We start from the raw sequence: 13,812 nt of genomic DNA, 5'->3' as shown, positions 1-13,812 counted from the left end.
CACGGTAGTCGGGCAGACTGGGGGCGTGGCTACGGACCCGAACAAAGATGCCGACATTCTCGCCCAAGTCAACGACTTGGTGGCCGAGGAGAAGGAACTGCGCGCCAAGCTGCAGCACGGCGAGATCGACGAGACCGAGGAGCACCGCCGACTGCGCGGCCTCGAAGTTCAGCTCGACCAGTGCTGGGATCTGCTGCGCCAGCGCCGCGCCCTGCGCGAGACCGGTCAGGACCCGGATCAGGCCAGTGTGCGACCCGAAAGCGAAGTCGAAGGCTATCTAAACTGACGATCCTGAGGGCCGCCTCGGTCATCACCATGGATCCCGCGAAGCCGCGGGCCGAGGCGGTCGCGATCGACGTCGACTCTGGCCGGATCGTCGCCGTGGGCACGCTCGCCGAGTGCCAGACGTCGGCCCCCGACGACCAGGTCGAAGACCTCGGCCCGAGCGTGCTGATGCCCGGTTTCATTCAGGCACATGACCATCCCGTGCCGGCGGCGGTGCTGTGCGAACAGCCGGCCCACTGGATTGCCCCATTCGTCGGCTACCCGACGTGGGAAGACGTCGAGGCGCTCTTCGGTCGGTTGCGCCGGGAGACGCCGACCGGTCAACCGTTGCTCTTCAACGGTCTGGACCGACTGCTGCTGTCGATCCCGATGCCGGATCGGACCAGTCTGGACCGCTACTTCCCCGACCACCCGGTGCTCATCTTCGACATCACCGGTCACGCGTTGTACTTCAACTCGCGCGCCACCCAGTTGTTCGGGTGGGTGGGTGCCACGCCCCCGGCCGACACACCCGACGCGCGGTGGACGCGTCGTCCAGATGGCACTGCCGGCGGCGTCGGATTCGAAACCCAGGCGACGATGATGGCCATGGGCGCCTTCCTGCCAGGCGTCGTCCCGTCGCCGCTTCTCAACCTTGGTGCGTGGTACTCGACGTTGGCGCGCAACGGTTTTACCGCCGTCGGCGACCTCGGATTCGTCAGCAAGTTGCGCGCACCGATGGAGCAACTGGCGGCTCTGCCCAATTGCCCGGTGCGCTATTCGCTCTATCAGGCCACCTATGACTCGGAGGCGCACGCCGAACTGGACTTCGGCGAGCTGTCGGGGATGATTTCGCGGGCGGGTTACAAGATCTGGATGGACGGGAGTCCGTCCATTGGCACGGCGGCGATCAGCGTGCCCTACTTGGACTCTGCCCGTGCCCGCATTGCCGACGTGCCCGTCGGCACCGTTCCCGGATTGTCCGTCCTCAACTACTCGGCCGACCAATTCCTTTCGCTCATAAGTCAATTCGCCGCCGACGACGTGCAGATCGCCACCCACGTCAACGGTGACGCCGGAATCGACGTCGTGCTCGACGGCTACGAACGCGCCCTGCACGGCCTTGGCCTCGGCGGGTCGGACCACCGCTGGCGGCTCGAACACTTTGCCACCCCAAGCAGGGCGCAATGTGTCAGGGCCGGAGATCTCGGGATCACCGCCTCCATGTCACCCTTCCAGGCGCTGTACTGGGGCGACATCTACGACGGGGTCATCTTCGAGCCCGCGTACGGAGCGCGGTGGCAGCCCTATCGCGACGCCTACGACAGCGGCGTCCGCCCGACCTTCCACAATGACGGCTATCTGTCACCTCCGCTGCCGTGGTTGAACATTCAGAATGCCGTCACCCGCAGAAGTGCATCGGGGACCGTTCACGGACCAGAACAGGCGCTGACCCTCGACGAGGCTCTGCAGGCTCACACGACAAACGCGGCCTGGCAGCAGAAGCGCGACCACGACATCGGCTCGATCGAGCCGGGCAAGCTCGCCGACCTCTCGCTGCTCAACACCGACCCCTACCTGGTCGACCCGGCGCGATTGCAGGACACCATGGAGTTTCAGGGCACGTGGATCTCGGGTCGGCGGGTAGACCTGGACCGCTTCATGGCCTCGGTCGGCGAGGTCGCTCACCGCCACGACGACGCCCTGTTGGCGGGGTCTCGGCCACATCGTTGCTGATCACGGCAGCGCGGCCGCCCACGCCAGGTGGCCATCGAAGCCGAGGGCCGTCGCCCGCTCCCGACATCTGGTGAGCGACCCTCGCCAGGTGACGTGATCGTCTCGCGCCCGTGCCACCAACGCCCCCAGCCGAAGCAGGACCAGTTCGACGACCGCCAGATCGTCCCTCCCTGTTGAGACCAAACGTTCGATCGCGGCTTCGGCCTCCCGCACGTCCCCCTTTCCGCCGCGCTGCAGCAGCGCCTCGACGAGGAATCGGGTGGCAATGACGCCGTGGGCGAACTGACCGCGCTGAAAGACGCGGATCCCGGCGTCCCGCAGCTCGTCGACGGCAGTGTCGAGGTCACCGTCACGCGCCAGCTCGCGCGCGTCGAAGAGATCGAGGACGGCGAGCTCGCTTCGGTAGAAGTGACCGCGGTCCGCCATCTCGCGGATCTCGGCCAGGAGATGCCGCCCCCGACGGCGGTCGGCGGATCCCCGTTCGAGGAGGACGCCGCCCAGGCAGTAGGTGGCCAGGGCGACGGCGTGGTGGTCACCGTGGTCCGTCGCGATGCTCAGCGCCTCCTCCACTTCCAGGACGGTGGAGTCATCCGGCAGCAGGACGTGTTGCAACGTCGTCACGCTGTGCTTGTAGACCACGCACTTGCTGTAGGTCAGGCGGTCCGTCGTGCGGGCCATGGCCAGGGAGTCGCGAAAGTCCCTCTGCCAGTCGGCAAGTCCGAGCCAGCATCTGGCGATGCCGCGGAACACGAGCGCCAGCGCGAGCGGCGACCCGAACACGACGTCACCCATGGTCGGATCGCCGTCGGCCAGCTCGATCGCCGTCTGCGACCACCTCAGCAGCTCGCTGATCTCGCCGGTCTCCTGCTTGACGATCATCGGGGCGACGGACAGTCCGACGGTCAGCGTGGGATCACCGATTGCGTCGAGCAGCGCCACGACCTCGGTGCCCAGAGCGGATGCTTCGGCGACCCGCCCGTGCACCATGTGGTCGGTGTACTGCCCGAGCGTCGCCAGCGCCAGCGACCGCTTGTCCCCCGCTGCGGCGGCGAGCTCGCGAACTTCCCGAAATCCGCTGTGGGACATGCTCTCCGCCGTGCGGTAGGCCGTCGCGCAGAGCAACGTACCCGCCGCGATGCGCATGGCCAGCCGATTCGGCTCGTCGGCGGGAAGACCCTGCGCGACGTGTCGCGCCCTCGCCCAACTCAATCTCGCCGCCGCGATGTCGCGGTTTCTCGACCACGCACCGGCACGCATGTGCCAGCCGTAGGCTGCGCCGTTGTCTCCGGCCGCTTCGAGGTGTTCGCCGATCAGCGCGGCATTTTGGTCCACGAGGGCCGGCTCACGCGCCTCGATCGCCGCCGCGACCCGCCGATGGACGTCGGCGCGTTCAGCCAGGAGCAACGTTTCGTAGGCCACCGTGCGGATCATCGGCTGCCGGAAGACGTACTCCTCCGGCGACGAGAACTTCACCTGATCCACCATCTCGGCGTCCACCAGTGCCTCGAATGCCGGCTCGACGCCGATCGTGGTCAAGAGGTCTGCGGCGCAACGCGTTCCGACGACCGCGGCGGCGTTGAGGGTGCGCTTTGCCTCATCGTCCAGCCGGTCGATGCGTGCCGCGATGACGGCGTACAGAGTCGGCGGCACGCTGACCTCCGCCACGGCGGCGTTGAACGTGTATGCACCGCGCCGACCGTGCAGGATGCCCCGCTCGGCAAGGTCGCGCACGATCTCCTTGACGAAGAATGGATTGCCCACGGCGCGTTCGGCGATCGTCGCCGCCAAGCCCGCCAGCGAGTCGTCTGAACCCAACTGCTCGGCAATCAGTTCCGAGGTTTCCCGACCGCTCAAGGGCGCCACGGTGAGGGTTCGCCCCTCTGCCAACCTGGACAACGCGCCGCGATACTCCGGCCGGTAGGTGATGAGGGCCATCGAATCGGTCCGCGAAATCACCGCGGTGAAGTCGGCCAGCATGGATTCACTGATCTCGTCCATCCATTGGGCGTTCTCGACGATGTACACGGCGGGCGATCGCTGAGTGGTCCAGGCGCCCCGGATCAGCGCCGTCAGTCGCCGGCGTCTGGCATCTGGATGGAGCGTCGGGATGACCACGGTGGGGTCGTTGATACCGAGCAGGTCGCCGAGCAACAGCAGATCGTCAGAGCTGACGTCGGGCACTTGGCTCTTGAGTTGTTCTCTGTCAGAACTGGATTCGGAGTCACCGACCTTCATGACGGCACGCAGCAGTTGGGCGACGACGTGAAACGGCACCTCCTTGGCAATCGAGTCACACCGCGCACGGAACACCTGGACGCCCCGGGTGGCGGCGATCGCCGCGATCTCCCGGACGACCCGGCTCTTGCCGATCCCCGCGGGCCCACACAATCCGACGCTCGCGCCGCCGCATCCGTCGAGGATCTCGTCGAAGGTCCCTTCGAGGACGGCCATCTCCCATCTCCGCCCGATGAGCGGCGAGTCGGGGCGTCGGGAGAGGGCATGGTGCGGCTTGACCTGCAGCAGCCTGCGCACGGGCACGGGGTTGGCCAAGCCCTTCACGACGAGGAAGTCGGCTTCGTCGAGGTCGACGACCTCGTCGACGAGTCTCGCCGTCGACTCCGAGATCGCCACCCCACCCGGGGGCGCCACCGACTCAATCCGTTGTGCCATCCCGACCGCTTCACCGATGGCGGTGTACGCGCGCGATCCGGCGCCGAGCTTCCCGGCGACGACCTGACCCGAGTTCAGACCGACCCTGACCGCGACGTCGACCCCGTCGCGGCCGAACCGGACGGCGAGTCGACGCATCTCCCCTTGCAGGTTCAGCGCTGCGAGACAGCCACGCAGCGCGTGATCTTCGAGGGCGACCGGAGCTCCGAAGACGGCCATGATGCCGTCGCCGGTGAACTTGTCGACGGTTCCCCCATATCGTCTGACCGCATCGGCCGAGACGTCGAAGACGTCCGCCATGATGCTGCGCAGGCGTTCCGGACCGAGGGCGACCGCGATGTCCATCGAGTGCACGACGTCCGCGAAGAGCACCGTCACCTGCTTGTACTCGGCGGCCCCGGCGGGCTGGGTCGCCGCACCACACTCGTCGCAGAACTTGGCGGCCGCGCGCAACTCGGAGCCACATGCTCGGCACACCGTCATCTCGTCACCTCCCGGTGGACGAGATCAGGATATTCGCGCGCGTCGGGAAGTCAGCCGGAATTGACGACGTCGTCGGGAACGTCAGCCAGCGGTCAGCTTCGCCAGGATCGTCTCGAGGGTCTGCAGTTCTTCGTCACTCAACACGGCGAAGGGCCGCGGCGCGGGGTCCTCGACCCGCTCGATGCTCGCGACGGTGCGCCGACCCTCGTCGGTCAGCGAGATCACCTTGCACCTGCGGTTGTTCGGATTCGTCTCTCGCACAACGAGTCCGCGATCTTCCAGGTCGTTGACCGCGACACTGGTGGCGGGCGCGTCCATCGTGGCGGCCTCGGCGATCTCCTTGGCGGTCATCGGCCGCTTGGCCAGTCGGCGAAGGACCCGAATGCGACTGAAGGGCAAACCGGATGCGTCGACGACGTCACGCCGCCAGCCTTCGCGGTTGTCGAACACCACGGCGACCATGGCGCGCCAGACGTCGTCGGCGACTGGGTGGTCAGCGGACATCGGCGGCCACCTTCGGCTCCGCGTCGCCGGCGATCAGCGGTGCGAGCCGCTCGGCCGACTGCATCGCCCGCGGGGTGGTCGAGTAGAAGCCGAGCACCGTGATGACGACGCCGATCCCGATGCACGTGAACCACAGCGGCCGGGCGGAGTCGGCGAAGTCGGCACCGCTGTGCGCCAGCGCCGGCCCGGCCACGGAACCGCACAGCGCCACACCGATACTCACCCCGATCTGACGACTGGTCGACGTCACGGCCGAGGCCGCGCCCGCCCGGTCCAGCGGCATGCCGCTGACGGCCGCGTTCGTGATCGGAGCGTTCACCATCGAGAAGCCGATGCCGAACACCGCGAAGATGACGAGCAGTCCCCACACCGGGGTGGTCTTGGTCAGGAAGGTGAGCAGAATCGACGCGATGGTGATCAGCACCCCGGCCGTCAGCAGTGACGGCCTGGCTCCGAAACGCCCGACCATCCGACCCGAGACCGGCGAGAAGACCAGTGCGCCAATGGCAATCGGGGCGTAGATCAACCCGGTGTGCATGGCCGAATAGCCGCGCTCGCCCTGCAGGTACAGCGACATCATGAACAGGAACGCGCCCCAGCCAGAGAACGCGCAGATAGCGGTCACCGTTGCACCGGCGAAGGGGATGCTGCGGAAGAAGCGCAGGTCGATGAACGGGTCGTCGCGCCGGGACTCGTAGCGCAGGAAGGCCGCGAAGGCGACCAGCGCGACCACCGCGACGGCGACGACCCGCGGGTTGGTCCAGCCGTAGCCCGGGCCCTCGATGAGGGTGAACACCACACCGAAGAGGAACGTGACGGCCAGGCCCTGGCCGATCGGGTCGATGTTGCGCATGGTCTTCGACTTGGTCTCGGGGACGAAGATGGCGGTGAGGATCACGGCGGCCAGGCAGATCGGCAGGTTGATCCAGAACACGGCGCGCCAGCTGATCAGCTCGATCAGGAAACCCCCGACGACCGGCCCGATAGCCATCGAGATTCCGACGACCGCACCCCAGACTCCCAGCGCGCGGGCCCGCTCGACGCGGCCGGTGAAGATCTGCGAAATGATGGACAGGGCAACGGGATTGAGCATCGAGCCGCCCACGGCCTGAAGCAGCCGCGCAATGATCAGCGTGTCGACGTTGGGCGCCATGCTGCACAGCAGCGACCCGACGGCGAAGACCACGAGGCCGATCTGGAACACCCGGCGGCGGCCGAACCGGTCCCCCGTCGCACCCGACAGCATGAGCAGCGACGCCAGCACCAGGGTGTAGACGTCGACGATCCATTGCAGTTCCGACGGGGACGCGTGCAGATCCGCTCGGATGCTGGGAATGGCGACGTTCACGATCGTGGCGTCCATCGACACGATGAGCAGGCTCAGGCAGCAGGAGACCAGGATGATGGCCTTGCGCCGAGGCGTCAGCTCAACAGTTGTGTTCACGCAACGATTGTGAACCTACAACCTTTACCGATGCAAACGATGTGGCGCAGTCGACACGCCTGAAGGGCTAGCGGCCACCCATGTCGGAGTAGTCCCGCTCGGTGTAACCGGTGTAGATCTGGCGCGGGCGCCCGATCTTGCTCGGCGACTCGTGCATCTCGCGCCAGTGCGCAATCCAGCCGGGCAGCCGACCGAGTGCGAACAGCACCGTGAACATGCGGGTCGGGAAGCCCATCGCCCGGTAGATGACGCCGGTGTAGTAGTCGACGTTCGGGTAGAGCTTGCGCTGCACGAAGAAGTCGTCGGTCAGGGCGATCTCTTCGAGCTGCTTGGCGATGTCCAACAGCGGGTCGTCGACGCCCAGCTTGGCCAGGATCTTGTCGGCCTGCTCCTTGACGATGCGCGCCCGCGGGTCGTAGTTCTTGTAGACGCGGTGCCCGAAGCCCATCAGCTTCACGCCCTCTTCGCGGTTCTTGACCTTCTTGACGAACGTCGCGACGTCGTCGTCACCGTCGCGAATCTTGGTGAGCATTTCCAGTACCGCCTGGTTGGCGCCGCCGTGCAGCGGACCCCACAGCGCGTTGATGCCGCCGGATACCGAGGTGAAGAGGTTGGCCTGCGACGAGCCGACCAGCCGCACCGTCGACGTCGAGCAGTTCTGCTCGTGGTCGGCGTGCAGGATCAGAAGCAGGTCCAGGGCCCGCACGATCTCCGGGTCGACCTCATACGGCTCGGCGGGAAAGCCGAACGTCATGCGCAGGAAGTTCTCGACCAGAGTCAGCGAGTTGTCGGGGTAGAGGAACGGCTGCCCGACCGACTTCTTGTAGGCGTAGGCGGCGATCGTGGGCAGCTTGGCAAGGAGCCGGATCGTCGACAGCTCGACCTGCTCCTTGTCCAGCGGGTCGACCGAATCCGGGTAGTACGCGGACAGCGCGTTCACCGCGCTGGACAGCACCGGCATGGGGTGCGCATTGCGGGGGAAGCCGTCGAAGAACCGCTTGAGGTCCTCGTGCAGCAGGGTGTGCCGCTGAATTTGCGTGGTGAACTTCTCGAGCTCGTCGGCCGTCGGCAGCTCCCCGTAGATCAACAGGTAGCTGACCTCGATGAACGTCGACTTCTCCGCGAGCTGCTCGATCGGGTAGCCGCGGTAGCGCAGGATGCCGGCGTCGCCGTCGATGTAGCAGATCGAGCTCTTCGTCGACGAGGTGTTCACGAAGCCACCGTCGAACGTGGTGTATCCGGTCTTCGCCAACAGCGACCCCAGAGCGATGCCGTCCGATCCCTCGGTCGCCTTGACGATCTCCAGGTCGATCTCGCCCCCCGGGTAGCGGAGGGTGGCGACCTCATCCGAATCGACGGAGGGACTGGAGTCTTCGGGCACGTTAACCCCTTCTACGGTTGGCGACCGGAACGAAGCTGTCCGTCACTAGTGGAAGGTAGTCGCTATCGGTTTCACGCGCTCGTGGGGGGTTCGACGTCGGCGGCCGAAATAGCCGCCCACGGTGTCCACGTGCTGCGGAACAACGCCACCGTGGCGGCCAGCCGGTCGCAGATGACCGCGGATTCGATCGGATGGTTGCCCGGTTGGCCAAGTCCGGCGAAGGAGTCGGAGAAGATCACCGCCCAGACGTCGGTGACCAAGGTCACCGCCCGATGGTCGACCGGGACGTTCATCCGACGCGCCATCACGTGCATCGTCGCCTTGTTCGTGACGTCGTGCCGAAGCGCCAGAGCAGAGGCCCGATACGACGTCGAGCCGTTGATGATCTGGATCAGCATCGCCATCCGACGAAAGCCCGGGGATTCGACACCGTCCGTCGCGCTCAACACCTCCAGCGAGGCGGCGAGCAGGGCGTCGTAGGCGGTCATCTCGCCGGGCAACCCGTCCATCGCGTCGGCGATCAGCTCGTCCAGGTCGTCGGTGATGGCGGCGACGACCGACACCTTGGTCGGGAAGTACCGACTGAACGTTCTCGGCGAGACGTCGGCAGCTGCGGCGATCTGGTCGACGGTGGTGTTGTCGTATCCCTGTGCCAGGAACAGGCTGGCAGCAGCGTCGATCAACGTCGCCCGGGTCCGTCTCTTCTTGCGCTCCCTCAGCCCGTGCGGCGAGGGGTTCCTAGCCATAGGCAGGCTCGTAGTCTGCATCGGCGGGCGGACGTCGAATATCGCTCGCCATCCCCGCCACCTGAGCAAGAGCTTCGTTCAGACGATGCACCATGATCATTGGCCCCAGCCGGACGGTGTCCGTGTCGGCGACCAGGTCCCCGCAGGCGTCGACGATGGTGGCCGAGAAGATGACGGTCGCCAGGCGCACCCGCGGGTCGTCGACGTCGACCCCCATGCGCTTGGCGAGCACCACCTGCGTCACGCCGTGTCTGAACTCGAGCGCCGCCTGCTTCAACGTGTCGGAGGCGTTGATCACGCGCAGCATCAGGACGATTCGTTCAGTGGTCAGCCTGCCGACCCGGCGCGTCGCGACGCGCGTCAGAACCGCCACGTTGGCCTGGCGCATGGCTTCGAGTGGACCGACGTCGGCGTCCACCGTCTCCAGCTCGATGGCCACCTCGTGGGCGTAATCCTCGAGAAGCGTGAGGAACACCGCATCCTTGGTCGGAAAGTATCGACTGAAGGTCCGCGGCGACACGCCGGCCGACGCCGCGATCTGCTCGACGGTGGTGTGCTGATAGCCCTGCTTGAGACAGAGATCCATCGCGGCGTCGACGAGCACGGCACGGGTCCTGATCTTCTTGCGCTCCCGGAGGCTCGGCGACTCGTTCGACACGTCGGCCACGGTCAGATGCTAACCCGCTTGCACATCTGAGTGGGGCTCCCGGCGAACTCAGACCCGGTAGCGGACGAACGCGGGCACCAGCAGCGCCGCGATCACGACGCCGACCACGACGAGGCCACCGCCGCCCGCCGCGGCCACCGTCGTGCCGACGACGGCGGCCGACGCACCGTGAACCGTGTCGGCCAACCGCGGCCCACCTGCGACGACGACGGTGAACACGCCCTGCAGTCGACCCCGTACGTCATCGGATGCCGCCTGCTGCAGAATCGTCGAACGGAACGCCGACGACACCATGTCCGCCGCACCACCAATTGCCAGGAATGCCAACGCAATCCAGAGCAAGGCGCCGGCATGCCCGCTGGCCATTCCGGCAGCCAGCCCGAAGCCGATCATCGCCACCCCCCACACCACGATGGCGATCACCACCGCGAGGCCCTGCCGACTGATCCGCGGCAACCAGCCCGAGAACACACCGCCCGCAACGGCGCCGACCGCGATGGCCGCGGAGAGGTACGCCATCGCGGTGCCTCCCTCGACCGGGCCACCGAAGCTCTCGTGCGCCATCTGGGGGAACAGCGCTCTGGGCATGCCGAAGATCATGGCGATCAGGTCGACGACGAACGACATCAGCACCACCCGGTTGCCTGCCAGGTACCGGAAACCGTCCAGAACCGCCGCGAAACCCCACTTCGAGGAGCCCTGGGCGGTCCCGGTCGGGGGCATCTTCGCCAGCCGCCACGTCGCGGCAATGGGCGCGACGCACGTCAGCGCGTCGATCGCGTAGAGCGTGGACAGGTCGACGAAGTGCAACAGCACCCCGGCGAGCAGCGGTCCGACGATCGCCCCGAACTGCATGACCGTCATGTTCAGGGAGTTGGCCGCAGGCAACTGCTCGGCGGGAACCATTCGCGGTATCGCGGCGGACCGGGTGGGGCTGTTGATCGCGAAGAACGCCTGTTGGACCGACAGCAGGCACAGGACAACCCACACGTTGTTCAGCTCAAGCGCCGCCTGCACCCACAGCAGGATCGACGACACCGCAAGCCCGATGGACGCGATGATCAGCAACAGCCTGCGATCCATCGCGTCGGCCCAGGCTCCGCCCCACAAGCCGAAGATCACCAGGGGCACCAGCGCGAAGAGACCCGACAGTCCGACGTAGGCCGAGTTCTGCGTCAGGGCGTAGAGCTGAACCGGGACGGCGAAGATCGTGAGATTGGCGCCGATGACCGTGACGATGCCTGCCAGCCACAGCCGCCGAAAGTCCGGCGACCGCAGCGGGGTGGTGTCGGCGAGGAAGTTCGCCACTCCTACGGCTGCAGTCGCTCGACGCGCGTTCCGCTCACCCGGATCCGGTTGTGCACCCGGTTCTCCCGGCCCTGCCAGAACTCCACGACCTCGGGCGAGATCAGGTAACCACCCCAGTTCGGCGGCACGGGGACCGATTCGACGTCGGCGAAGCGTTCGGTGACGTCGGCGAGCTGCTGGGCAAGCGCCTCACGGGAGTCGATCGCGTGGGACTGATGCGACGCCCACGCCCCCAGCTGCGACCCGCGCGGCCGCTTCGACCAGTACTCGGCCGTCACCTCGGGTGCCACCTTCGCAACCGCGCCGCGCAGGTGTACCTGGCGGCCGAGGGCGTACCACGGGAAGGTCGCCGACGCGTACGGCGAGGCCGCCAACTGCTGCCCCTTGTCGGAGTCGTAGTTGGTGTAGAAGGTGATGCCGGTCTCGTCCACGCCCTTGCACAACACCGTTCGGGTGCTCGGCCTTCCCTCGGCGTCGACCGTGCCGACGACGATGGCGTTGGGCTCCACGATCCCAGCTTGCTCCGCGTCGGCTAACCACTTGCGCAACAGGGTGATCCACCCGTCGGCCAGCCAGTCGGCGTCGAGATCGGGGCTGCCGTCCTTCTCGGGCGATCCGTACTCGACGCGCATCCGCGCCAGATGCTCGCCATCGGAGAAAACCACCCGCCAGACGCTACGCCCAGAGCCTGGGGGCCCGGTTACCGACCGGTAGCAACAGCCGGTCGTCGTGGTGCGAGAATCTGCTCATGACCGACGCGTCCAATATTCCCGACGGGTTCGTAGCTGGCCTCGAAGGCGTCGTGGCCTTCACCACACAGATCGCCGAACCGGACAAGGACGGCGGCGCCCTGCGCTATCGCGGAGTCGACGTCGAAGACCTGGTGGCCAAGCGGGTCACCTTCGGCGACGTGTGGTCGCTGCTGGTCGACGGAGCCTTCGGCCGGGGCCTGACGCCCGCGGAGCCGTTCCCGCTGCCCATCCACACCGGTGACGTCCGGGTCGACGTGCAGGCGGGGCTGGCGATGCTCGCGCCGATATGGGGTTACCAACCGCTGCTCGACATCGACGACGAGACCGCCCGCAACCAGCTGGCCCGCGCGTCGGTGATGGCGCTGTCCTACGTCGCCCAGTCGGCCCGCGGCATCCACCGCCCCGCCGTCGGGCAGCGGGCCATCGACGAATGTTCAACCGTCACAGGACGTTTCATGACGCGCTGGAAGGGTGACCCGGATCCCCGGCACGTCGAGGCCATCGACGCCTACTGGGTCACCGCTGCCGAGCACGGCATGAACGCGTCCACCTTCACCGCGCGGGTGATCGCCTCGACCGGTGCCGACGTCGCGGCGTCGCTGTCGGGGGCCGTCGGCGCCATGAGCGGCCCGCTGCACGGCGGCGCACCGGCTCGCGTCCTGCCGATGATCGAGGAGGTCGAGCGGACGGGTGACGCGCGCGCCGTGGTCAAGGGCATTCTGGATCGCAAGGACAAGCTGATGGGCTTCGGGCACCGCGTCTACCGCGCCGAGGACCCGCGGGCCAAAGTGCTTCGCGCGACCGCAGAGCGACTGGAGGCGCCGCGCTTCGAGGTGGCCCGTGCACTGGAACAAGCCGCCCTCGCCGAGCTGCGGGAACGCCGCCCGGACCGGGCCATCGAGACCAACGTCGAGTTCTGGGCAGCCGTGATGCTCGACTTCGCGGGCGTGCCTCCCGCGATGATGCCCGCCATGTTCACGTGTGGACGCACCGCGGGGTGGTGCGCGCACATCATGGAGCAGAAGCAGCTCGGCAAGTTGGTCCGCCCGGCTGCGATCTACGTCGGACCGGAGCCACGTAGCCCGCAATCCGTCGAGGGCTGGGATCTGATCAAGTCGACGTGAGCACGACGTTCCGTTCGGCGGCAACGACTTTCGCCGATCTCGTCCACGCCATACCCGAATCCTCCTGGGACGGGCCGGGTCTCGGCGACTGGGATCTGCGCGCCCTGGTGGGACACGCGTCGCGTTCTCTGATCACGGTCAGCACCTACCTTCGGGCACCTGCCGATCGCGAAGACGTGACGAGCCCGGCCGACTACTACTCGTGGGTGCACGAGCACCTCGCCACCGCCGACGCAGGGGCGATCGTCGAACGTGGCCGCCAGGCGGGTCGCGATCTCGGCGCGCAGCCCGCCGCTTCCGTGGACTCCCTGCTCGAGCGCGCCCTCGCCGACGTTGCGGCCGTTGAGGATCCGCTAATCACCGTGATTGGCGGGCTGGGCCTGCGGCTCAGCACGTATCTGCCGACGCGGGTGTTCGAGCTCGCGGTGCACGGCCTCGACGTCGCCAGGGCCGTGGGGTTGGACTTCACCCTTCCCGAGGACGTGCTGGCCGAGGCAACGGTGCTGGCGGCGCGGATCAGCGTCCGCCTTGGCAGTGCGACCCCGGTGCTGCTGGCGCTGACGGGTCGAGAGCAGTTGCCGTCCTCGTTCTCCGTCGTGTAGATCCCGTTTCCGGGGCCGTGTCGGACCCCTTCTCTACAATCGAACACATGAGCGAACAGGGTGCGGTGGCGGTGTTGCTGCAGCGGATGTGCTCCGCCGCGCGAGCCGAAGCCTGCGCCGCCGCCGAACG

The 13,812-nt window shown here is 67.2% G+C and carries 12 protein-coding genes; 4 read left to right on the top strand and 8 right to left on the bottom strand.

Features of this window, described 5'->3' with window-relative positions:
• Positions 1 to 25 precede the first annotated feature (25 nt).
• A complete protein-coding gene (locus tag ASD37_RS07440) occupies positions 26 to 286 on the top strand; it encodes a DUF2630 family protein (RefSeq protein ID WP_056550085.1) in 261 nt (86 codons plus the stop codon).
• Between the two features lie 29 nt (positions 287 to 315).
• On the top strand, positions 316 to 2,001 hold the full coding sequence (locus ASD37_RS07435; RefSeq protein ID WP_056550082.1) for an amidohydrolase: 1,686 nt from the start codon (positions 316 to 318) through the stop codon (positions 1,999 to 2,001).
• On the opposite strand, the gene ASD37_RS07430 is transcribed toward ASD37_RS07435, so the two are convergent.
• The 8 genes from ASD37_RS07430 to pdxH form a co-directional block, all read right to left on the bottom strand.
• Positions 2,002 to 5,154 (bottom strand): adenylate/guanylate cyclase domain-containing protein, encoded by a 3,153-nt coding sequence (locus tag ASD37_RS07430; protein WP_056550079.1) that lies wholly within the window; start codon positions 5,152 to 5,154, stop codon positions 2,002 to 2,004. It lies immediately after the preceding gene.
• Between the two features lie 81 nt (positions 5,155 to 5,235).
• Complete coding sequence (locus tag ASD37_RS07425) at positions 5,236 to 5,658, bottom strand: MarR family winged helix-turn-helix transcriptional regulator (protein WP_056550076.1); 423 nt, start codon at positions 5,656 to 5,658, stop codon at positions 5,236 to 5,238.
• Positions 5,648 to 7,084 carry an MFS transporter gene (locus ASD37_RS07420; protein WP_056550287.1) on the bottom strand — a complete coding sequence of 479 codons (1,437 nt, stop codon included), beginning with the start codon at positions 7,082 to 7,084 and terminating at the stop codon, positions 5,648 to 5,650. Before ASD37_RS07420 ends, ASD37_RS07425 begins: the two co-directional genes overlap by 11 nt.
• Before the next feature lie 85 nt (positions 7,085 to 7,169).
• Positions 7,170 to 8,483, bottom strand: a complete 1,314-nt coding sequence (locus tag ASD37_RS07415; protein ID WP_056550073.1) for a citrate synthase — start codon at positions 8,481 to 8,483, stop codon at positions 7,170 to 7,172.
• Between the two features lie 71 nt (positions 8,484 to 8,554).
• On the bottom strand, positions 8,555 to 9,229 hold the full coding sequence (locus ASD37_RS07410) for a TetR/AcrR family transcriptional regulator (protein WP_056550070.1): 675 nt from the start codon (positions 9,227 to 9,229) through the stop codon (positions 8,555 to 8,557).
• Positions 9,222 to 9,833 carry a TetR/AcrR family transcriptional regulator gene (locus ASD37_RS07405; protein WP_156720779.1) on the bottom strand — a complete coding sequence of 204 codons (612 nt, stop codon included), beginning with the start codon at positions 9,831 to 9,833 and terminating at the stop codon, positions 9,222 to 9,224. The genes ASD37_RS07410 and ASD37_RS07405 overlap by 8 nt, the downstream gene beginning before the upstream one ends.
• 111 nt (positions 9,834 to 9,944) lie before the next feature.
• Positions 9,945 to 11,204, bottom strand: a complete 1,260-nt coding sequence (locus ASD37_RS07400) for an MFS transporter (RefSeq protein WP_056550065.1) — start codon at positions 11,202 to 11,204, stop codon at positions 9,945 to 9,947.
• Positions 11,205 to 11,206: 2 nt separating this feature from the next.
• Entirely contained in the window at positions 11,207 to 11,836 is a 630-nt protein-coding gene (gene pdxH, locus ASD37_RS07395; protein WP_056550062.1) for a pyridoxamine 5'-phosphate oxidase, read from the bottom strand.
• A gap of 116 nt (positions 11,837 to 11,952) precedes the next feature.
• On the opposite strand from pdxH, the gene ASD37_RS07390 reads away from it, so the two are divergent.
• Together ASD37_RS07390 and ASD37_RS07385 are read left to right on the top strand one after the other, a co-directional pair.
• Positions 11,953 to 13,080 (top strand): citrate synthase 2, encoded by a 1,128-nt coding sequence (locus ASD37_RS07390; protein ID WP_056550060.1) that lies wholly within the window; start codon positions 11,953 to 11,955, stop codon positions 13,078 to 13,080.
• Entirely contained in the window at positions 13,077 to 13,682 is a 606-nt protein-coding gene (locus ASD37_RS07385) for a maleylpyruvate isomerase N-terminal domain-containing protein (protein WP_156720777.1), read from the top strand. Before ASD37_RS07390 ends, ASD37_RS07385 begins: the two co-directional genes overlap by 4 nt.
• The last annotated feature ends 130 nt before the right edge of the window (positions 13,683 to 13,812 follow it).

Origin of the sequence: Mycobacterium sp. Root135 (genome assembly GCF_001426545.1) — a bacterium.
In the GTDB taxonomy this organism is placed as follows: domain Bacteria; phylum Actinomycetota; class Actinomycetes; order Mycobacteriales; family Mycobacteriaceae; genus Mycobacterium.
The sequence above is the reverse complement of the archived record's forward strand: the minus strand, read 5'-3'. Positions and strand labels throughout refer to the sequence as shown.